General features: G+C 42.1%; 16 protein-coding genes. 3 read left to right on the top strand and 13 right to left on the bottom strand.

Features of this window, described 5'->3' with window-relative positions; all coding sequences use genetic code 11:
• A partial coding sequence (locus JG770_RS06195) for an ATP-binding protein (protein WP_291956580.1) occupies positions 1–190 on the top strand: 190 nt, incomplete at its 5' end.
• Between the two features lie 314 nt (positions 191–504).
• Here JG770_RS06195 and JG770_RS06190 read toward each other — a convergent pair.
• The 10 genes from JG770_RS06190 to JG770_RS06145 form a co-directional block, all read right to left on the bottom strand.
• Positions 505–5,481: an alpha amylase N-terminal ig-like domain-containing protein gene (locus JG770_RS06190; RefSeq protein ID WP_291956578.1), complete on the bottom strand. Its 4,977-nt coding sequence runs from the start codon at positions 5,479–5,481 to the stop codon at positions 505–507.
• 413 nt (positions 5,482–5,894) lie between these two features.
• On the bottom strand, positions 5,895–6,947 hold the full coding sequence (locus JG770_RS06185) for a cell wall-binding repeat-containing protein (protein ID WP_291956573.1): 1,053 nt from the start codon (positions 6,945–6,947) through the stop codon (positions 5,895–5,897).
• Positions 6,940–7,257: a hypothetical protein gene (locus tag JG770_RS06180; protein WP_291956571.1), complete on the bottom strand. Its 318-nt coding sequence runs from the start codon at positions 7,255–7,257 to the stop codon at positions 6,940–6,942. Before JG770_RS06180 ends, JG770_RS06185 begins: the two co-directional genes overlap by 8 nt.
• A gap of 1 nt (position 7,258) precedes the next feature.
• Positions 7,259–7,825: an alpha-amylase family glycosyl hydrolase gene (locus JG770_RS06175; RefSeq protein WP_291956569.1), complete on the bottom strand. Its 567-nt coding sequence runs from the start codon at positions 7,823–7,825 to the stop codon at positions 7,259–7,261.
• Positions 7,797–8,570 carry an alpha-amylase family glycosyl hydrolase gene (locus JG770_RS06170; RefSeq protein ID WP_291956566.1) on the bottom strand — a complete coding sequence of 258 codons (774 nt, stop codon included), beginning with the start codon at positions 8,568–8,570 and terminating at the stop codon, positions 7,797–7,799. Before JG770_RS06170 ends, JG770_RS06175 begins: the two co-directional genes overlap by 29 nt.
• Positions 8,563–10,311, bottom strand: coding sequence for a glycoside hydrolase family 13 protein (locus JG770_RS06165; RefSeq protein ID WP_291956563.1), 1,749 nt, complete (start codon positions 10,309–10,311; stop codon positions 8,563–8,565). Before JG770_RS06165 ends, JG770_RS06170 begins: the two co-directional genes overlap by 8 nt.
• 16 nt (positions 10,312–10,327) lie before the next feature.
• On the bottom strand, positions 10,328–11,182 hold the full coding sequence (locus JG770_RS06160) for a sugar ABC transporter permease (RefSeq protein ID WP_291956588.1): 855 nt from the start codon (positions 11,180–11,182) through the stop codon (positions 10,328–10,330).
• 27 nt (positions 11,183–11,209) lie between these two features.
• On the bottom strand, positions 11,210–12,127 hold the full coding sequence (locus tag JG770_RS06155) for a sugar ABC transporter permease (protein ID WP_291956561.1): 918 nt from the start codon (positions 12,125–12,127) through the stop codon (positions 11,210–11,212).
• Between the two features lie 23 nt (positions 12,128–12,150).
• A complete protein-coding gene (locus tag JG770_RS06150) occupies positions 12,151–13,401 on the bottom strand; it encodes a maltose ABC transporter substrate-binding protein (protein ID WP_291956559.1) in 1,251 nt (416 codons plus the stop codon).
• A gap of 466 nt (positions 13,402–13,867) precedes the next feature.
• Positions 13,868–14,878 (bottom strand): LacI family DNA-binding transcriptional regulator, encoded by a 1,011-nt coding sequence (locus tag JG770_RS06145; protein WP_291956557.1) that lies wholly within the window; start codon positions 14,876–14,878, stop codon positions 13,868–13,870.
• 139 nt (positions 14,879–15,017) lie between these two features.
• Between JG770_RS06145 and JG770_RS06140 the strand changes: the two genes are divergently transcribed.
• Together JG770_RS06140 and cphA are read left to right on the top strand one after the other, a co-directional pair.
• Positions 15,018–15,863, top strand: a complete 846-nt coding sequence (locus JG770_RS06140) for a cyanophycinase (protein ID WP_291956556.1) — start codon at positions 15,018–15,020, stop codon at positions 15,861–15,863.
• A complete protein-coding gene (cphA, locus tag JG770_RS06135; RefSeq protein ID WP_291956554.1) occupies positions 15,850–18,489 on the top strand; it encodes a cyanophycin synthetase in 2,640 nt (879 codons plus the stop codon). The genes JG770_RS06140 and cphA overlap by 14 nt, the downstream gene beginning before the upstream one ends.
• A 6-nt stretch (positions 18,490–18,495) precedes the next feature.
• On the opposite strand, the gene JG770_RS06130 is transcribed toward cphA, so the two are convergent.
• The 3 genes from JG770_RS06130 to JG770_RS06120 are packed head-to-tail and all read right to left on the bottom strand — an operon-like array spanning position 18,496 to position 20,857.
• Positions 18,496–19,425, bottom strand: coding sequence for an AEC family transporter (locus JG770_RS06130; protein ID WP_291956551.1), 930 nt, complete (start codon positions 19,423–19,425; stop codon positions 18,496–18,498).
• A 4-nt stretch (positions 19,426–19,429) separates the two neighbouring features.
• Entirely contained in the window at positions 19,430–20,071 is a 642-nt protein-coding gene (locus tag JG770_RS06125) for a bifunctional 2-keto-4-hydroxyglutarate aldolase/2-keto-3-deoxy-6-phosphogluconate aldolase (protein ID WP_291956586.1), read from the bottom strand.
• Between the two features lie 21 nt (positions 20,072–20,092).
• The gene (locus tag JG770_RS06120) at positions 20,093–20,857 is read right to left on the bottom strand and encodes a hypothetical protein (RefSeq protein ID WP_291956550.1); all 765 of its coding nucleotides are present in this window, start codon (positions 20,855–20,857) and stop codon (positions 20,093–20,095) included.
• Positions 20,858–21,147: the final 290 nt, after the last annotated feature.

Below are 21,147 nucleotides of genomic sequence, written 5' to 3'. Positions count from 1 at the left end.
ATCCGAACGGTCAGAAAGAGCCAGCGTAATGGTAACCACTAACTTAGAGTTCTCCCGCTGGGTAGAATTTTTTCAAGACACCATGCTGACAGCAGCTTTAATAGACCGTTTAACCTTTAGATCTCATATACTCAATATGAACGGTACGTCATACCGCTTAAAGCAGCAAACAGCAGCTCAGCGAGGATAGAGCCATACCCGGTCTTGTCAAGGGTCGGTGAAAAGCGTGAGCATAAAGGCTTCGCGGGTCAGGCCTTGAAGAATTTATCCCTCCCGCTTTTTACCTGACCGGCTCCCCCGATGTAACTGTAGAACTCGATCATTTAGTTTGCCTCGGACTCAAAAAAGAAGCAAAAGAACTCATTTTGCAGGATTTAAAAGCAAATCCTGCAAAGGTGGCTCAAAATTTCGATAGCAAGTGGCTCAAAAATTCATTGACGATCGCATTTTATGGTGGTATTGTAAAAACAGTATTTTGTAACATATTTTAATTCTTTGTTATATTTATCTGTTATATTCAAAAACTTCATAAGTTAAGAAGTTTTTGACTTCAAAAGTTATCGTGTTATTGTCAATTTTCCCTCCTACGTATTTCCATTGATTTATCTTATCTTTTGAAGAGTATACTCTTGCTCTTCTTATATTTTTTGCGCCTTTTATATCAAATGTCATTTTTACTGGACAACCTAATTTTATGTCTTTGTCTCCTGCTTTTATTGTTATTTCATAGGCGCTTGTTATTGGTTTGAAAGATACTGCTTCATTTTTGCCTCTGTTGTTTATGTTAAGTTTTATTGCCCTTGCTTTGTTTATTAGATCAATTGCTTCTTTTGATGCTCCCCAAGTTTTTGCATCCAATTGAAGAGTTATTTCGTCCGATTTTACTACTACGTTTTTATTGTTCTCTTCTATTAAATTAAGCACAGATACAGGTATCTCTAACGCTTTTTGCGGCGTAGTCCCTATATTCGTCAAGTTAAATTGTATTTCTTTATTTGCAGTATCTTTTATGTTATTTAATACTTTGGCTTCATCTATTATAAGTGTTGTTGTGTTATTTTCTACAACTACTTTGCCTTGTGAAACTTCTTGAGGCGGTTCAGTTGTTCCTGTTGGCGGGACAGGAGTAGGTTCAATCACTTGAGCGGACTTCTGCCTCGTAACAGTTATTGTTATATCTTTTGTAAGTTCATTATCCTCGTTAGCATTTGGTTCTACATGTATTTTAATAGTATTTACACCATATTCTAATGGAACTATCTTTGTAAATATACCATTCTCTTGTTGTACAAAAGATTCATTATTTATAGTTACTTTTGCACCTTTGTAAGTATTGCCTTTAATCTCTATTTCACTCGTATTTGCATCAACAGTGGTTTTGTCTTTTGGGGAATAGATATATACAGGCAAATCACGCCATCTTTGTACTGTATCATTTACAACCATTTTATTTGAACCTTGATTAACAACAGTTATTTTCCTGTTGTTAATTTCATTGCCGTATTCACCTTTTTCCACCTTATCCCAGCTGCCTCTCGCATATTTATATTCAATTTGTATACCTTCATTTAAAATTAACTTAATGCTGTATGTGTTAGGTCCTATCTTTGTCATTTGCTGAGCTCCTGGATTCCAGGAAGCATCAGGAAAACCGCCGGCAATATTTACACCATCATCAGGAGTGTAATCCGGTACTGTGACATTAAATGTCACTTCTATAGGTATTATATCAGGTGTCGCTTTTACTGTATTTGATGCTGTCCTATTATAGGATGTATCAACTGCCACGACTTTATAATAATACTCATTGCCATTTACTACATCTGTATCTACGTAGTTATACACACTGTCGGACACGGCTGCAATCTTTATAAATGGACCTTCTTCACTTGAAGACTTGTAGATTTCATAGCCGTAAATATTAACATTATCAGTTGATTGACTCCAATTAAGCGCAACTCTTGAGGACTCAATTCCAGGTTGTTGTAATTCTGGAGCTGCAGGTATTTCGGTATCATCTGATGGAATGACAACAAACTGTTTTGATTCATCTGTTTGCCCATCTTGTCCTTTTGTAGATATCCAATCATGACCTTGGTTGGAAGAGAATCTCATAATATATTCCCATGTGCCTACCATATCCGGCGTAAATTTAGCCATATATTTATCATTATTTCCAGAGTCCCCTACATATTGTGCATTAACCCATTTCCAGTCATTACTTATTTCAGCACCTTCCACTTTATTGCGTGTAGCGTCTTGCTCACCATTTCCACTATACTTATATCCTAGCTGGGCAATTATATTTTCTCCTTGGCCAGTTTTATTTGTTAGTCCTTCGGCAAACACTTCAGCATATACCTCAACTGGATTATTTACGCCTATTTTATGTTCTTCAACTTGATTCATATTTCCTGCCCAGCCAATAGAAAATGCTGGATATGCCTCAACTTCGTTGCTTAAAGCACTTTCATTTCTATAACTATCTGCAGTGGTTACAGCATAAACGTACTTTAGGCCGTTAGTAACCTCTGTATCAGTATAGGTGGTTTGCTTAACATTTGAAGCTATTTTTTTATATAATCCACCCTTAACTGTAGAACGGTAAACATTATAACTTTCTGCTTCATCTACCGCACTCCATGAAAGCTCCACTTTGCTATTCTCTGAAACTGCTTTAAGGTCTGCTATTGGCTGAGGCGCAGTCAAATCCTGGCTTGAATCTGAAATAAGTATTGCCCCATTCATTGATCCAACTTCTACAAAAATTTGGCCATCATGAACCGTGTACGTCTTGCCGCTTAGGGCATCTGTAAAAACAACTTCATCTCTTATAAACTTAGTTGTATCTATAGGCACTTGCTTTTCGTTACCTTTATTTATTACAACAATAGCTGCACTATCAGGATACGATTTCCCAAAAGCATCTTTTCCATTTGTGATTTTCCTTCCAAATGCATAGACATCGCCTTTTGCATAAAGTGTTCCAAGGTCTCCTGTTTTTAAAACTTGGTTTTTATTTCTTATATTTGAAATATTCTTAAAGAAAGCTTGCAAATTTGTGTCTTCCGCTCCCCAAGGGAACATCCTTCTATTATCCGGGTCTTTTCCTCCAGATTGGCCTGCCTCATCTCCATAATAAATGGAAGGCATACCTGGATAACCCATTTGCATTATCGCGGCAAGTTTAAGCCTTTTAACCGCAAGGTCTTTTGCTTCCTGAGAATTTTGATTTTCGTCTGCAGAGTTATATCCAAATACTGTTAATATCCTCATGGTGTCATGAGAATCTAAAAGATTCATAGTAGAATAAAACACCGGAAGAGGATACCTCTCATATATGCTCGTAAGCCTTTGGTCGAGCTTAGCCGCATCTATAGGATTATGGACACCATTGCCGTCATTAAATGATTCATTCAAGATAAAATCAATTACGGCATTTCTAAAGAGGTAGTTCATAACAGAGTTAAAAGAATCTCCCAGTAAATCAAGTGAAGCATCATTCCAATTTTCTGCAACCATTGGAGCATTTTGCTTCACACTATTAATTGAACCCCTAAAATGAACCCAAAAATCGTGAGCAACTTCATTCGCGACATCTAATCTCCAACCATCCGCGCCTAAATTTTTATCACCTTCAGGATTTAACCAATATTTAGATATTGCATTAGAGTTATTTATAATAAAATCTGCCCAACTTTTGACATTATATTCGCTGCCGTTTATCTGCCTTATTACAGGTAAACTGTCATATCCCCACCATCCTTCATAGCTGCCGTCAGGCTTTATCTCATACCAGTCACCATACGGAGATTTTGACTGATCTCCTTGTTTCCATGCTTGATAAGCACCTAAAACTTCGGTATTTAAGTATTTGCCATATCTATCGAAGTAAATGCTATCATCACTTGTATGATTGAAGACGCCATCAAGTATTACCTTGATCCCTTTCGCATGTGCATCTTCCATGAGCTTTTTAAAAGCAGGTAAATCTCCTAATAGTTCGTCTATTTTCGTGTAATCACTTGTATCGTACCTGTGATTAGAAGGCGATTGAAAAATTGGATTGAGGTAAATGACTGATATGCCAAGGTCTTTTAAATAATCCAATTTATCATCTATACCTTTTAAATCACCGCCAAAGAAGTCATTTGACCATATACCATCTCCCGTATATCCCGGTTTATTTTTATTATCTGGATTATCTGGGAGTCCGCCACTACGATATTCAACAGGATCAAAGCCCCTGCTGTATTCCTTTAACTGGTCATTTGAAGAATCCCCATTAAAGAACCTGTCGGGGAATATTTGATACATTACTGCCCCTTTCATCCAATCTGGGGTGTCTAAATTTTTATCGTAGACAGTAAGTTCGAAGTCTTTATTTACGGTATCTGTGGCTTTACCTACGCCACCCAGTTGTTCATCGTTATCTCCATAATAAGCAGTTTTTGTTCCATCTTTAAGTATAAAGTAATACCAAATTCTTGTGGGGCTATCGAAACTTAAGTTAACTTCCCAATATTCGTATCTCCCGTCGGGGCTTTGGCCAATGCTGTACATCGGGACTTCTGTCCTTGTTTTTTTAATATCATCCCAACAAGAAATTTTAGCTGATTCAATATCATGGCTTTTTGTTTGTATTCTCAATGTCACAGTATCTCCAACTTTTATTGCACCGAAAGGCGAGCGGAAGAATGAATCGTGTGTATCATGTTTTAAATTATCATAATATATATTATTATCAGGGCCTACAATAGGTGGATTATAGTCTGTCCATATATTATGTGAAATCGAATCATAATAAAATGTAATTTTACTATCATCGACCACATTCAAAGGGATATTCGAACCACCTTGTTGCCCATTTAAGCCATAATTTGTATCCCATGATGGGCCCAAAGCAACTTTAAATTCATAGTTCCCTTTTGGAACGTTTGCGGTGTATGCGTAAACATTATCGAACTTATAGTCCCTCATTATAGCAGTCGATGTGTCAGGAGACCAATCACTGCCTGCCCCTATTTCGGACTGCATGCTCCCTACAAGCCTTGGAAGATTTTCTTCGGAAATTGGTGTATATTTTGTGGAATCGGTAACGCTTGAAGTGTTGTAATTGTAATAAAAAGTTACTACAGAATCTGAATCAAGATGGAAGCTTAAATTAGCTTGTGAAGGAATTCCTCCACCGTCCCATGAATGATTAAGACAAACTTTATACTCATAATCACTCGCAGGCAGCTCAACTGGAGTAGTAAATTCATAAAAGCCATCACCTTTATATGTCATTATCGTTTTAGCACTATTTATATCCCAGTCGTCAGAATCTCCAAGTTCGGATTGAAAACTGCCAACAACATTGGCTATCGCTGGTGCTGCATCTGTCTCAGCCTTTGCAAATTCCAAAGGCATTGTGCCAAATACTGCTGTAAAGACTAAAAGAAAAGCCAACAAAAATCCTAAAGCCTTCTTTTTAAACATCTATAATCCCCCTATCTTAATATTTTGATTTATTTTTCTCTCTCGTTCTCAGGATTGCTCCTATTTTCATCGATTCTGAAAATGAGAGCAAATGAGAGTACTTGCCCTATTTACACCAGCTGCCTCGTATAAATAATATTTGTAGAGGCTGCCAGTATTATCTCCAAGGCTTGCTGCTACGCAGTAAGCGCCCGCTCATATCTTCGCGGCTTTGTACCTTGTCAATTAAATATTACTATTGCTCTTTACTTTGCTTCTAGCCTATGTAACAGCGGCTTTGTCCAATATCTCATTGGTACGCTGCAATCGACGGTTCTGCTGACGGCAGCTTTGGCAAAGCGCTTAGCCTTCAGAGCACATATATTTATTTAAATCACGCAAAGGTGGCTCAAAAATGCGTTGACGATCGCATACTAATAAACGTCTATGGTGCTCAGTCCGTTGGCTTCACCAGCATCTATAACATCTGATACTGCCTTATCCGGCACAACCTTTGGCCCTCCCAATATCACTATAACATCGGCCATTATAGCGGTATTATCCCTTATAAGGTCTATTACAGTATCGTCTACAGGATTACGGGCATCGCCGGTCAGCAACAGGGCATAACCGTTTTTAGCAGCGTATGGGCCGCCTGCCAAAGCATCAGGATAATCCTTACCAGTGGCTAACACAACACCCTTATATCCATCGTCAGGCACAAATGCAGCGGCTATTTGCGCAGCAGTCTTAAATCTATCATCGCCACCCACGCGGAAAACATAGGATACCACATTACCGATCTGCTCTTCTATAGCCTCAGACACAGCACCTATATCACCTACTATGACAACATCCTTTACGCCAAGATCTACCAAAGCATTCTCTGTAGTTTCTGGAAGCAATGTGTCTGTATGCGAACCAGCAAACAATATGGGCAATGCAGGTTTTACAGCTGCTGCGGCTAAAGCATCAGCATAATCGTCACTGCGCGTTATTATGACACCATCGGTTGAAACGCCCAAATCTTTCAGCTCCTTAGCTACAGCTACAGCTGTTTCATGCTTATCGTTGCCACATATGCGCTTTACGGGCTTATCGATCGTATCAGCCACATCTTCACTTACAGCAGCAGTACCACCCACTATGTATACCTTCTTAGCGTCTAGCCTATCTATCTCATCTTTGGTAACATCTGGCAGTTTATCCTTCATTGTAAGAAGAATTGGTGCATCCAGTTTCTGAGCCAGCGGCCCTGCAACTAAAGCATCCGGGAAATCCTGACCACTTACCAATACAACACTATCAGATGACTTCCATCCTTTCTGACTGATTTCTGCGGCTGTTTCATACCTGTCACTGCCGTATAATCTTGTGCCTTCATCAGCAGCAAACCCTACAGCTCCTATACCACTGAATAGGCTAGTAAATACGAAAGCCAATGCCAGCAATAATGTTATGCTCTCAGCTTTTCTCGGTTTACTCATGTTTAAGTCCTCCTCTACCTCTAAATTTTTTTAATATGTTTGATATATTAATTAAGGCGTCATCGAATTTCCCGGCGCATAACGGCAGAAGCTCTGCGGCATCCTTCAATACCTGCTCAATGCTGTCCAATGTTTTTTCGCTTTGGTTATAGTAAATCACAACGTTCCAATCATCCTTATTGCAGTAGTGCTGCAGGCTTTCCGGAAGCGCTTCCGGAAAGCCTGCAGCAAAAAGATTGGCCATATTTGATATGCAAGTGTAAAGCAGCTCCAGATGACTCATCTTTTTGATATCGGACGCTACTATCATATCATGGCTCATATATCGCTGTTTGATAAGGATCTAATTTCACCTGCACTTTATTTCCATTTATATCTATATGCGATACACCAGAGATAGAATCTTTCAGCTTGCCATCCTTTATACCTAAATCATTGGGTAAATCAAAAGTTTCGTCTACTATTTTGTCAGTATTATTTATAAACACAATAGCATATTCATCTCCATCTTTTCTTATAAAACCTACGACATTCCCCTCAAGGGAAATATAATCGCCATGTGTAAATGCGCTGTTTTCTCTCCTTATGCCTGATAGTTGCTTTAAGTATTCAGCTAGAACTGGTTCCTCATTCCAGTCCATATCCCTGCGGTTATCTGGGTCTGCTCCACCGTTCATGGCTGCCTCAGTGCCGTAGTATATCACCGGTATACCCCTGGTGGTCATGAGATAGGTCAAGGCAGCTTTTAACTTTTTTATACTGTTTTCGCCAGCTTGGTTCACAAACCTAGGAACATCATGATTGTCCAAAAAATTTGCTAGCATCCCGGCATCAGTAAAGACCATATCCTCAAACTCTATAACATTGTTCGGGATCATTGACCCATACCTCGCCCAATAGGAAAAAGTCGGGATACTTTTGTTTTATAGTTTGGGAGAGCTTGGTCCAGAATTCCTTGGGAACATGCCTTACTGTATCCAGCCTAAAACCATCTATACCCGTCTCATCTATCCAGCTCATAGCCATATCTATAAGATATTTTTCCACATCAGGATTAGACTGATTGAGATCCGGGAGTCCAGACAACCATCCTTTTTCTACTTCTTCCTGATTATTATAATTTACAATATCCATTTTCTCATTAAACCAATCGCTTTTGGCAGGATCGCTAAGCCATGGACTATTATAGCCTGTATGATTAAACACCATATCCAGTATTACTTTTATATCTTTGTCATGAGCTTTATCCGTCAGTTCCTTCAGCTTAGCTGTATCACCTAGGTGTTCATCTACCCTTTCGAAATCATAAGCCCAGTAACCGTGATAACCCCCCTCTTCATTGTCCACAACCGGCGTTATCCAAATGGCCGTAGCACCTAGGTCCTTTATATAGTCAAGCTTATCTATAATACCTTGCAGATCTCCACCATGATATGCCTTAGGGTCTGACGGATTGGCATCCATATCGTTGGTTGTATCCCCATTATAGAATCTGTCCGTCATGATAAAGTATATTACTTGGCTTTCCCAGTCTGTCTTTGTCGTTTGGGCACATCCTGAAAATACAACAGATACAAGAATTAATATAAGGAAAAACGCTGTATATCTATGTCTTTTAAGCATGCTGGTGTATCATCCTTCCCAAATGCTTATCCTGGACAATCACGGCCGCTGAGTAAGGCTCTGTTTCAATAGACCGTTTCTCTTCGAACATATATTTTCTCCCGCTTATTATGTCCGTAGACAATCCGACCTCCACTCCTACCAAGGGTACTGACATTCTCTCGCCGGAATTGTTTATCACGATAAATATATCGCTGTTTGTATATGCGTATACATTGCCCTTGGCATACTTCGTCTTTATATTTCCATCGGACATTTCTGGACATGTTCTGCGTAGCTTTATAAGCTTTTCATATAGCCCACGAAGCTCATTATCCCACACTCTCTCGTCCCATGGGAAGGTCCTGCGGCAATCAGGATCCCCTTTGCCCTTTATGCCTATCTCGTCACCATAATAGACCATAGGCAACCCGTGATATGTCAGCATGAACACAGCCGCCAACGCAGATTTTCTTGCATCACCGCAAAGTGTCTTTATCCTCGGTGTATCGTGGCTTCCTAGTAAGTTCAGCAACCCCGGCCATATGTCAGTATGATAAGACATACGAAGTCTTGTCAATCTGTTGTCAAATCCTTCAGCATCTATATTCCCCCTGGCAAAAAAGTCCAGAACAGCCTCCCTCCATGGGTAGTTCATCACTGAATCGAACTGATCTCCTCTAAGCCATTCCAAAGAGTCGTGCCATACCTCACCTATGATGAAGGCATCTGACTTTACTGCCTTAATGCGCTTTCTAAATTCTCTCCAAAAAGCATGGTCTATCTCATTGGCTACATCCAACCTCCAGCCGTCTATATCAGCCTCTCTTATCCAGTACTCGCCAACATCTAGCAGATACTCCCTTACCTCTGGGTTTTGTGTCATCAGCTTTGGCATCGTCCATATACCATTAGCAAATGTCTCATAATTAGGGTTTTCACCCACATATACAGGAAATTTATATATATTAAACCAATCTTTATATTTTGACTTCTCACCTTTATCCACTACATCGCGGAATGCAAAGAAATCCTTGCCACAATGATTGAACACACCGTCCAAAATAACTTTTATATCCCTCGCATGGGCCTCGCATACCAGCATTTTGAGGTCTTTCTTGCTACCGAAGGCTGGGTCTATATCATAATAATCAATAGTATCGTACTTGTGGTTTGATGGCGAACGAAATATTGGTGTCATATATATTATTCCTATTCCCAGATGCGAAAGATAATCCAGCTTGTCTGTTATCCCTTTTAGGTCTCCACCAAAGAACGAGTCCGCCTTAGGCGGTACGCCCCATTTAAGGCATCCCTTAGGATCGTTACCCGTATTACCATTATGGAACCTATCCGGGAATATCTGATACATGGTCCTTCCCCTTATCCAACTCGGCTCTTTGATGATATCAGCAAGGCAAATATATGGATACTGGAAATAGCCAGAACGCGGCCTGGAGTTCTTGAAACCTTCTTCAGTGTACCATACTATCTCTTTGTCGCTTCTAAGACGAAATATATACCTTACTCTCCTTGTCTCTGTATGAATTCTTGCTGTAAAGTAATCAAAGAGTCCATCCGAGGCCTCTTTATCCATACGTAGCCTGTCATCCTTGCCTAAAGGGGCATATCTATCGCCATAGTATACATTAACTCCACTAAGGTCATCCTTACAAGCCTTAAGGACCACTCGCAGTTCATTCTCGCCGATTGGCCATGCCATAGGCATTGCTGCTCTGTGACATACGCACGCCAGGTTCATTAAATAAATTACCTCCTTAACCTTTTACGCCTCCTGCCGCCAGGCCCGCTTGCAGGTATCTCTGCAACAGCATAAAGACTATGGTTATAGGTACTGACGCCATAACTGCCGCTGCAGCAAACAGAGTCCAATGGGCAGCAAACTGATTAACTATAAACCTTTGAAGACCGAGAGCTACAGTATAGCTTTCCGGATCATGGATAACAATACTGGTAATAGCAAACTCGCTGTATACACCTATAAAGCTAAATAGGAATATGACTACCAGCATGGGTAGAATAAGGGGTAATATAATTTTTGTAAATGTCTGCCAGAGTGTAGCCCCGTCCACCTTAGCCGCCTCATCTAATTCTTTTGGTATACTATCTATATAACCCTTCAAAAGCCATATATTAAAGGCATTCCCTCCTGCTAGAACAATCATTAGCGCATATATACTATCCAGAAGATTTATTCTTGCTAATATACTGTATATGGCTGGTATGGCCATTATGGTCGGGAACATTTGAAGTATCAGCAAGGTCATAAGACCGTATTTTCTTCCTTTAAACCTCATCCTACTGAAGGCATATGCCGATGTCGTCGTCATAAAGAGCTGGATTATAGAAACTCCTGTGCAGAGTATCATGCTGTTTTTCACCCATATAAGGAAATCAGTATCATTTATAACCTCAACATAATTGTCCAAGCTCACTTCCCTAGGCAAAAGGCTCCCTGTGAAAAACGCATCTCCAGGGCTTAATGAAGCCATTAAAACCCAGTATGCAGGAAAGATTTCTACTATAATCGCAGCCCATATTATTATTCTGCTTATCAAAAGCAGCCTCCTATCTCCAGGCTTTAATCTTTCTCTATAGTCATTCCCTTTCATTGAGACTGTCGCTACAGGTTCCCGCATTTAGTCCACCTCCTCGAAGGCGTGGGTTGCTCTCATATTTATAATGCTGATAACGGCAACTATTAAAAATATGATTACACTTAGGGCAGCTCCGAGGTCATATCTGTTGAACTGCATAGTCATCTTATACGATGATGTAAGCAGTATATCTGTGTATCCGGCAAACTGGGTGTCCGGCCTGGGCGGCATGCCCTGCATAATAAGATAAGCCGTACCGAAATTGTTGAAGTTATATGCAAATGTAGAAACCAATAGCGGCAGCGATGAAGGCATAATCATGGGAATGGTTATTCTAGTCAGCTTCTGCCACCATGTGGCCCCGTCCAAATCAGCCACCTCGTACATCTCGGGCGGTATGGCTTGTAGGCCGCCTAGGCATACGTTCATCATAAATGGATACCCTAACCATAAGTTGGCTATAATTATACCTGCTCTGGCCCAATTAGGGTCAGTCATCCATGGCCTTGGCGATATATTGAGCATACTGAGAATCATATTTAATCCTCCATATGTCTCATTTAAAAGGCCTGACCATGCCAGCACTGCTATAGTACCAGGAAGTGCCCACGGAATAATTAGTATTGCCCTGTATATATTAGTCTCCCACATATTCTTGTTGTTCAAAAGTACAGCCAATATAAGTCCCACAACATAACAAAGTATAGTAGATAGAACCGCAAAGGCTAGTGTCCACAAAAAAACGGAGAGAAATATCTCCTTAAAAGGCCCCGTAATCACATATTTAAAGTTTGCAAAACCCACAAATTCATAGTTCTTAAAATGGTTGAGATTAAAGTTTGTAAATGCAATATAAACCGTATATCCTATTGGAAATAGGCTCAATATAGCTATTGAAATAAGGGCGGGAGACAGATAGGCATATGCTGCCCATCCGTCTCCACTATTTTTTCTTTTCACTATAATACCTCCTCTACCTTTTTCTATTGCATCGTGGCAATGCCTTCCTTCATCTGTGCCACAATCTGGTCAGCAACTTTGTCAGGAGCAAGCTTACCTGATGTAAGCAGTGTTAAATTATTATTAGCAGGTGTCCACATTGCTTGGACCTCAGGTATATTAGGCATAGGTTCTCCCTTTGAAGCAGAATCTGCAAACCCCTTCATTATTTCGTTAGACTGAACTTCATCACTGTTTAATACGGAGTTGACAACAGGTATTCTGTTGCCGATTTCAAACAGCGGAATAGGTGTGTTTTTAATCAAATATTTCATAAGGTCCCACGCCACATCCTTATTCTTGGAATTGGCGTTCACAAATGCAGCCTGCACACCCACGAAGGGCTTCATGTCATTCCCATTTTCCAGCTTTGGCAACGAAGTAACGGCAAAGTTTACACCCGCATCCTCGAAACTTGGCACATCCCATGGTCCTGAGATGTACATACCTATCTTCTTGTTCTGGAAATTGCCCTTTGCTATATCGCCCTTTATATCAGCCGGCATAAACTTGTACTTATTAACCAAGTCGGATATAGTGGCGAATCCTTTCTTTGCACCATCATTGTTAAGACCAATATCGTTAATATCATAGGCTCCGTTATTATTCTTGAATACGTATCCCCCATACCCGCTCACAAAAGCATATGAATAATAAAAGTTGTTTATGTCATACATAAAGCCATATTGCTGCGCAGCATTGATAAATTCGTCCCATGTTTTAGGGGGGTCTTTTATCATATCAGTGTTGTAGAAAAGGGCATAGGACTCCATTGCCAGAGGCACAGCATACTTCTTTCCGTCAAAACTTACCGCCTGTATTGACAGCGGCACATAATCGCTATCGTTTATCAAATCATCAGGTATAGGATCTAATAGGCCGGCTTTGTAAAAAGTACCGAGATTATCATGGGGAAGCCCGAACATAATGTCTGGCCCTTTACCGCTGTTTGCCGCCGTAGCAAAAGCCTGGAAATCGCTGGTATCAGCCAAGATCTTTGCCTTATTGCCCGTCTCGGCCGACCATTTATCAGCAACCTTCTGCACCTCTTCAATCTCTTGGTCAGTGAGATGTGACCATACGGTAATCTCAACGCTCTGTTTCTCCGTTGGCTGAGTCTCTTGACCACCTTCCTGGCTGCCTTCATTACCTTGCTGCGACTGGTTTGAACCACCGCACGCCACCAATGAAACAGCCAAAACTACCGCCAATAAAGCTACTAAAAACCTCTTCATTTTTATACCTCCTAAAAATATTGTTAAGTACTTTCGAAAACTTCGAAAGCTCTTAAAATCTATGTCAAAGGCTCGACTATTTATATTTGTCTTACCCCCAACATCCATTTGAGACCGATCACACAATTATGTTATTTCCAATATATAATAACTCTAATTTGTGTTGCATTACGCTACGCCTTAGCCCTCCGTTAGGCTCTACTACCACAGCTGTAGTATTATGCTCGAAATCCGCTAAATCCCCATCAGCTTTCGAGATTCTTCATAGTAATTTTATGCTACAGAATGTGCAAATTTGCGCAAATAATATTACACAATTTAAATTGTTTATACAAATATTTGCGCTAACATTTTTATTATATGCATACTTTGCATACTTGTCAAGCAGTTTTTTTTGGTTTGGACGCTTTGATGAGCTACCACCGCGAAAGCCCACCTTTTTGCAAGTTATATTAAGGACATAACATTAGCAAGAAGCTCTTTCCACAAGCCTTCCATGAATAATAACGTGATCGCTATATTCAGACCCAATTTCGATTCTTTTCAGCAATAATTCAACCGCTGTTTTCCCAAGCATATATGCGTATACTTCTACGGATGTCAAGGGTGGTGTAATATATTGGTCAACATTCATATTATTAACACCTATTATACCTATATCATTTGGTATAACATATCCCCTATCTCGGCAAGCTCGCATAGCTCCTATGGCGAACATATCATCTACGGTAACAACAGCTGAGGGTTTACCGTTGCGCAGTATTTTCAACATAGCATTATAGCCCCCATCTTCACAAACATCGGCTTCTGCCATATAAGCCCTGCTAGTTGATTTGCCAACAGCCTCCATAGCTTGCTTATACCCTTCCAATCTGTCTATATTCACTACAAATCTTAGATCGCCGGTTATAATACCTATATCTTCATAGCCCTTATCTATGAGATATTGAGTTATCATCCTACCTATCTCCACATTATCGTTATCTACCCAGCATATTCTTTCCAATCCTAATGGCCTAGGGTTGCCTATCACCACAAATGGGAAGTTTATCGAATACAACCACGTTATCAATTCGTCAGAAATACGCGATGATAGCAGTACAACACCATCTACTTTGCCGCTTAGCACCATACGTTGAAGTGCTCTGCGCTCTTCTACTGCATTGCTGGCAGGGCTGAACAATATATCGCGATCGTGCATGCGCAATACCGCGCTTATACCGCGCAATGCTTCAGGAAAAAACGGATGGTTGAATTCCTCATCATTTGGCTTGGGCAACATTATACCTATATTGCCGGTATTCTTGCTAGCCAGATTTTGAGCCATTGCATTCGGGAAATAGCCCAGTTCATTCATTACCTGTCTGACACGTTTCTTAGTTTCATCGCTTATGCGCGGGCTATCTTGCACAACGCGCGATACTGTAGAAGGCGATACATTGGCTGCTTTAGCAACATCTTTAATAGTAACACCCATAAATTCATCTCCTATCGTTAAGACAAACTGTTGCATAATTTTGCTTTTATTATATCATACACGTCATACAGTAGCAATCATAAATGAATAAACATGACCTTAAACAGCAAAAATATAGTATATGCATTGGAGGATGAATATGGACAAAAAGGTCAAAGGCAATTTGATCATTATAGGCGGCGCCGAGGATAAATATGGTGACCGCACAATATTAAAAGAAACCGTGGCATTAAGCGGTGGCAACGACAGCACTATACTTATCATCACCGTCGCTACCGAATACCAGAAAGAGGTTGGCAATGAATATATAGATATATTCGATCAATTGGGAGTAAAAGATGTAAAAGTATTGAATATAAACGACAGGCAGGACGCTAATGAACAAAAATATGCCGATGCAATATACAATGCCAGGTGTGTCTTTTTTAGCGGCGGTGATCAGCTTCGCATAAGCAGTATACTAGGCGGCACGTTGGTAGATGAGGCGCTATTGCGGGCCTATGAGGAAGGACTGCTCATAGCGGGTACCAGCGCCGGTGCTTCGGCAATGAGTCAAACTATGATAGTATCGGGTGAAGATGACGATTCACCCCGAAAATGTACGTTGAAAATGGCACCCGGGCTCGGATTATTAAAAGACGCTGTAATAGATCAACACTTTGCGCAACGGGGAAGGATAGGCAGATTGCTGTCGGCTATAGCGCAAAATCCATATATGCTCGGCATAGGCATAGATGAAGATACCGCCATACACGTTATGCCGAATGGCTGTTTCCGCGTCATAGGTTCCGGAGCCGTAACGGTATTGGACGGTATACATATCGACTACACCAATGTATCGGAACTAAAACCTGATCAACCATTGGCTCTAACCAATGTAACATTGCATATCCTGCCGGCAAGCTACAGGTTCGATATGAACATACGTCAGCCATCGTTCGCTTATGATACAAAACAGGAGGAGACAAGCATTGCACATCTGTGAACTCAAAGCATATAAAGGCAGAAATATATACAGCCATAAACCTGTCATAAAACTGGTAATAGATCTCGAAAACTTCGATAATATTGCTACCAAGGATATAACAGGTTTTAATCAACGTTTACTTGAAATGTTCCCCGGCCTGAGGCAGCATAGGTGCTCGCGGGGCCACGAAGGGGGCTTCGTGGAACGCCTGTATGAGGGAACTTATCTGGCTCATGTTATAGAACATCTATCATTGGAGATACAGCATTGCCTGGGCTACGACGTAACCTTTGGCAAAGCCCGCTGCATAGATGAAACTTCACAATATCTCATAGTATTCGCATATGATGTCGAATGTGTCGGTCTGGAAGCCGCGCGGTTGGCAATAGACATCGCGGAGGCATTGATAAACCAGCAAACCATCGATACCGACAACAGGCTAAAAAGGCTAAAAGCCAAGGCCGTCGGCGCACAGCTAGGTCCCAGCACGCAAGCTCTGGTAAATGCCGCCAGAGAAAGCGATATACCGATAATGCGCATAGGCGATGGCAGTATACTGCAATTAGGCTACGGTAAATATCAAAAGCGGATAGAAGCCACTATAACCGAGAATACAAGCTGTATCGCTGTTGATATAGCTTGTGATAAAATGATCACAAAATCCATATTGGCAGATATCGGCATACCCGTTCCCATTGGTCAAAGCTGCTTAGAAGCGGACGAAGCGATATCGATAGCCGAAAGCATCGGCTATCCCGTGGTAGTAAAGCCTAAAGGGGGAAATCAAGGCAAAGGCGTATGGTTAGAGCTTAATAACCCCGAGGCTGTAAAGCAAGCATTCAAAAGCGCCAGCCTGTTCGACCAAGAGATAATAGTAGAAAAATATATAAAAGGCCGCGATTATAGAGTACTGGTAGTAGGAGATAAGGTAATAGCCGTATCCGAGAAAATACCGCCTTACGTCGTAGGCGACGGCCATCACACTATAATCGAACTGGTAAATATGATCAACAGTGACGAAAGGCGCGGCGATGATCATGAACGTCCGCTCACTAAGATCAAAATAGACGAACAGGTAACATCCTATCTAGACAAAAATGGCTTAAGCATAGACTCCATACCTCAAAGCGGACAAAAGGTGTATTTAAGGGCCAACGGCAACCTTAGTACCGGTGGGATAGCGATAGATCGTACAGACAAAATTCATCCTTATAACGCAGATCTGGCATTGCGCGCTGCCAGAATTATAGGCCTAGATGTAGCCGGTATAGACATAACAGCCTTGGATATAGGTGCTCCATTAGACGGCGTAAATGGCGCCATCATCGAGATCAATGCGGCACCCGGAATACGCATGCATCACTATCCTTATAAAGGAAAGCCGAGAAATGCCGCCAAAGCCATAATAGATATGCTTTACCCTCAAGGGCAACGCTCGTCAATACCCATCGTGTCGGTTACAGGCAGCAACGGCAAGACCACCACCGTGCGCATGATCGCCCATATGCTGCGTACTCAGGGTCTTAATGTCGGTATGACCACAACGGGAGGTATATATATCAACGATGAGTGCATAATGAAAGGCGACACTACAGGGCCGGCCAGTGCGCAGATAATATTAAGCGACAAATCGGTGGAAGCCGCCGTATTGGAAACCGCACGAGGCGGTATAATACGCTCGGGACTGGGTTATGATCTTAGCGATGTGGGTGTCATTACCAATATAACCGGCGATCACCTGGGTATAGACGGTATACACACATTGGAGGATATGCTGCATGTCAAATCCCTTATAGTGGAAGCTGTTAAGGACAACGGCTATGCCGTACTCAACGCTGATGACGCTATATCGGTACAAGCAGCTAGGCGCGTACGCTGCAACCTAATTTACTTCTCCTTTAATCAAAATAACATCCTGATACAGCATCAGATAGACAACGGGCGACCTGCGGTATATCTAAAAGACGATTATATAGTATTGTTCGACGGCGAAAACATATATAATGTTATAGCTATCGATGAGATACCCGCCACATGGGAAGGAAAGCTTACCTACAATATTGAGAATAGCATGGCAGCCATAGCAGCCGGCTATGGTATAAAGATACCCGTATCGGTTATGGAAAAGGCGCTGCGGACATTCTACAGCGATTCGCTGCAAAACCCCGGGCGATTTAATATATTCAACGTCCGCGACTTCAGGGTTATAGTCGATTACGCGCACAACGTCGAAAGCTACAAATCGGTGATAAGCGCGTTAAAACAAATGAATCCCGCCAGGCTTATAGGCGTTATAGGGGCGCCGGGTGACCGAAGGGACGAAGATATTATCGAGATGGGCCGCATAGCAGGGCATGGATTCGATCGCATAATAATAAAAGAGGATATAGAACTACGAGGAAGGCAAACGGGCGAAGTAAGCCGCCTGCTTCAGCAAGGGGCATTGAGAGCAGGCATGCCAAAAAGCAGCATAAACATCATATTATCGGAAACCGACGCTATAAGTGCTGCCATGGGTCAGGCGCAACCGGGCGATATAGTAATAGTATTCTATGAAAGATTAGAGCCTATATTGGACGCTATAAAGAGAGCATCGCCGCTCGAACCGCATGTTTTCAGCACAGCCCAAAATATGCTACTATAATTTCGCTTATATACTGAGCAGCCATATGAGCGCCGGCAGTGTTACCAAACTTATCAATGTGGACACCAACACGCATTGAGCTCCATAGGTATAATCCGCACCATAGCGACGGGCTAATGCCGGTCCCAGCGCCGAGGCCGGCATACCCACTTGCACGACCACTACCAGTTTCACTAGATCGTTTACATGCAATAACGTCAGCAGTCCATACAGCAAAAGCGGCATAACAGCCAATTTGGCTATAGAGAGTACAAATGTGCTGCTGTTGGTGACAGCCTCCTTTATATTGAGCTCAGCCAACGCCGCTCCTATAAATATCATCGAGAGATATATAGTAGTTTTCCCTAGAGGACTCAATGCGGCAAACACCAGACGTGGCAGCTTTATACCTGTCAAAAACATTACCAGGCCTATGAAAAACGCTATAGTATTCATATTAAAAAGATTTTTCCAGCCATTGGTATGACCATCCTGTCGGCGCGTCAATAACCATAAACCAAGCGTCCACAAGGCCGTATCATTGGCTATAGTAAAAACACTGCCGTAGAATATACCTTTGTCGCCCATAAGTGCTGACAGCACCGGGTATCCGAGATACACCACGTTGCCAAACATCAGCTCAAACCTCAATACATCGGCACGCTCATCGGGCATATTCAACCTGCCGGACAACAACCATCCCAAAACAAAGGATATAATCAAGGCTATTATAGCAAATAATACTATAAGCGAACCATCCATGAGTATCTGAGCAGAAAAATCATAGTCGCTTAGCGTGGTTATAATGAGCGCCGGCTGCGTTATCTTTATCATGACGTTCGATATGCCATCTTTATCCGATGAGCTTATGAAATTAGCCTTGGCCGCTATATAGCTAACGGCCAACAATATCATCAATATGACTATCTGATCTATAATCGATGAAAAATCTGCCATATTCCTATTTGCCGCGCGCCCGATGCACTATATCGATAAACTTGCGTGCCGTTTCAGTGACAGCAGTGTAATCCCCGTCTTTAGACCTGCCGGTCAGAGCGCCTCCCACACCAAGAGCTACCGCCCCTGCTGTAATCCATTTCTCGGCGTTATCCAGGCTTATACCGCCAGTAGGCATAAACGATGCCTGTGGCAATGGTCCCTTAAAGGCTTTTATAATATCCGGCCCAAATAATTCACCGGGAAATATTTTTATAATGTCGGCCCCTGCCTCCATACCCTCCACAGCCTCTTTTACAGTCATAGCGCCCGGCAAGCATGGTATTTGGTATCGATTGCATAATTTAACAGTGTCGATATTCAACGATGGACTCACCACATAGTTAGCGCCATTTATTATTGCCAGTCTGGCCGTCTCGGCATCCAATACCGTACCGGCTCCCAGCACGAGCCTATCCCCATAATGGCTATTCAATTCTTTTATAACCTCCACCGCACCTGGTACGGTAAAAGTGATCTCTATAGCCGATATGCCGCCCTGCATGCAAGCATCGGCTATATTCAGAGCCTTCTCAACGCCCTCGGCGCGCACAACGGCGACAACGCCCGCCTCTATTATGCGCTGTTCTATCATAAGTTTCTGCAGCATAACATAACCCCATTTCTATTATATTTTATCAGGTTTTGGCGCCGTAGCCTTTAATTTCGCTACAAGCTCATCCTTTTTCTTTATGCCCCTCAAATAGCCTATACCGGTGGCTATAGGCATAAGAGGCAGCGTTACATACGCCAGCGCTATCATGATATCCTCATGTGTGCTGTATATCTCAATATACGGGCTCATCCATATGCGATGCACAGCCTTTATCCATGCCACATCGCCCCCGCTTACCGTCAATATAATGGTCAACACCAGGCCGGGTATAGATGCTATAGCACCCGCTATAAAGCCATTATATAGTATGCGCTCCCTATCCGCAAAGCCGGAACCCTGAGCCACTAACACCATTATAAAAAGGTATAAAGCGCCTGTGATAAGGCCGGCTATAAACTCTGCCGTAAGGTTTCGTTCAACCTCCGCAGGCAATACCTCACCCGGCTGAGCGGTTCCGGCTTGATCCGGCAGGGTATTCTCTGGTTGAGCAGGGTTATCTGCACCGGACTCCGGCTGCTCTCCGACAGGCTGCTGTATATCGGGCGTATCCGGCTGAGCAGCGTTATCACCGGCGCCCGGTTGCTGTTGAGCGGGTTGTTGATCTGCATCACCCTGCTGTTGCGACATATCTGCCGGCGGCGTGCTTGTGCCCAAATTGCCGCTTAAAAGATTGACCAATCCCAACACTGCCGGTAAAAATGCAAAAAAAGCTATGGCCAGTACGGCATGAGTGGCCAGGAAATTCATGCTCAATTTCCATGTAGATGATTTTATCAAAAAATTTACCTCCATTCTCAAACGAGTGAACGATTCATCATCAGCTTATACTATGTTAACATTATACGGCAATTCGCGTCCATGCTCAGTGCCGGCTGGTCGGGCGTCCATGCCCGACCTACGCTTGCTCTGCGCTACACTCATTGAGTACGCCTACGCAATATTTTAAGGCGTTCTCCGGCTTTATATCATTTGCATCGCTTTATGTCACTCGTTTTGGTCATATATTACGGATTGAAGTTATTATATATGTCTTGTCATCTGTATAGACATTCAAGCGAAAACGTGTT

It is taken from the genome of Mahella sp., from assembly GCF_020054945.1.
Taxonomy (GTDB): Bacteria; Bacillota; Clostridia; order Mahellales; family Mahellaceae; genus Mahella.
This window is presented reverse-complemented; position numbering and strand designations above follow the sequence as displayed.

Excerpts from the sequence above, each read along its gene's own strand:
- JG770_RS06185 (WP_291956573.1), bottom strand. The coding sequence starts at position 6,947 with ATGAGTAAACCGAGAAAAGCTGAGAGCATAACATTATTGCTGGCATTG.
- JG770_RS06190 (WP_291956578.1), bottom strand. The coding sequence starts at position 5,481 with ATGTTTAAAAAGAAGGCTTTAGGATTTTTGTTGGCTTTTCTTTTAGTC.
- JG770_RS06145 (WP_291956557.1), bottom strand. The coding sequence starts at position 14,878 with ATGGGTGTTACTATTAAAGATGTTGCTAAAGCAGCCAATGTATCGCCT.
- JG770_RS06160 (WP_291956588.1), bottom strand. The coding sequence starts at position 11,182 with ATGAAAGGGAATGACTATAGAGAAAGATTAAAGCCTGGAGATAGGAGG.
- JG770_RS06175 (WP_291956569.1), bottom strand. The coding sequence starts at position 7,825 with ATGATCCCGAACAATGTTATAGAGTTTGAGGATATGGTCTTTACTGAT.
- JG770_RS06150 (WP_291956559.1), bottom strand. The coding sequence starts at position 13,401 with ATGAAGAGGTTTTTAGTAGCTTTATTGGCGGTAGTTTTGGCTGTTTCA.
- JG770_RS06170 (WP_291956566.1), bottom strand. The coding sequence starts at position 8,570 with ATGCTTAAAAGACATAGATATACAGCGTTTTTCCTTATATTAATTCTT.
- JG770_RS06140 (WP_291956556.1), top strand. The coding sequence starts at position 15,018 with ATGGACAAAAAGGTCAAAGGCAATTTGATCATTATAGGCGGCGCCGAG.
- JG770_RS06165 (WP_291956563.1), bottom strand. The coding sequence starts at position 10,311 with ATGAACCTGGCGTGCGTATGTCACAGAGCAGCAATGCCTATGGCATGG.
- JG770_RS06130 (WP_291956551.1), bottom strand. The coding sequence starts at position 19,425 with ATGGCAGATTTTTCATCGATTATAGATCAGATAGTCATATTGATGATA.
- JG770_RS06180 (WP_291956571.1), bottom strand. The coding sequence starts at position 7,257 with ATGATAGTAGCGTCCGATATCAAAAAGATGAGTCATCTGGAGCTGCTT.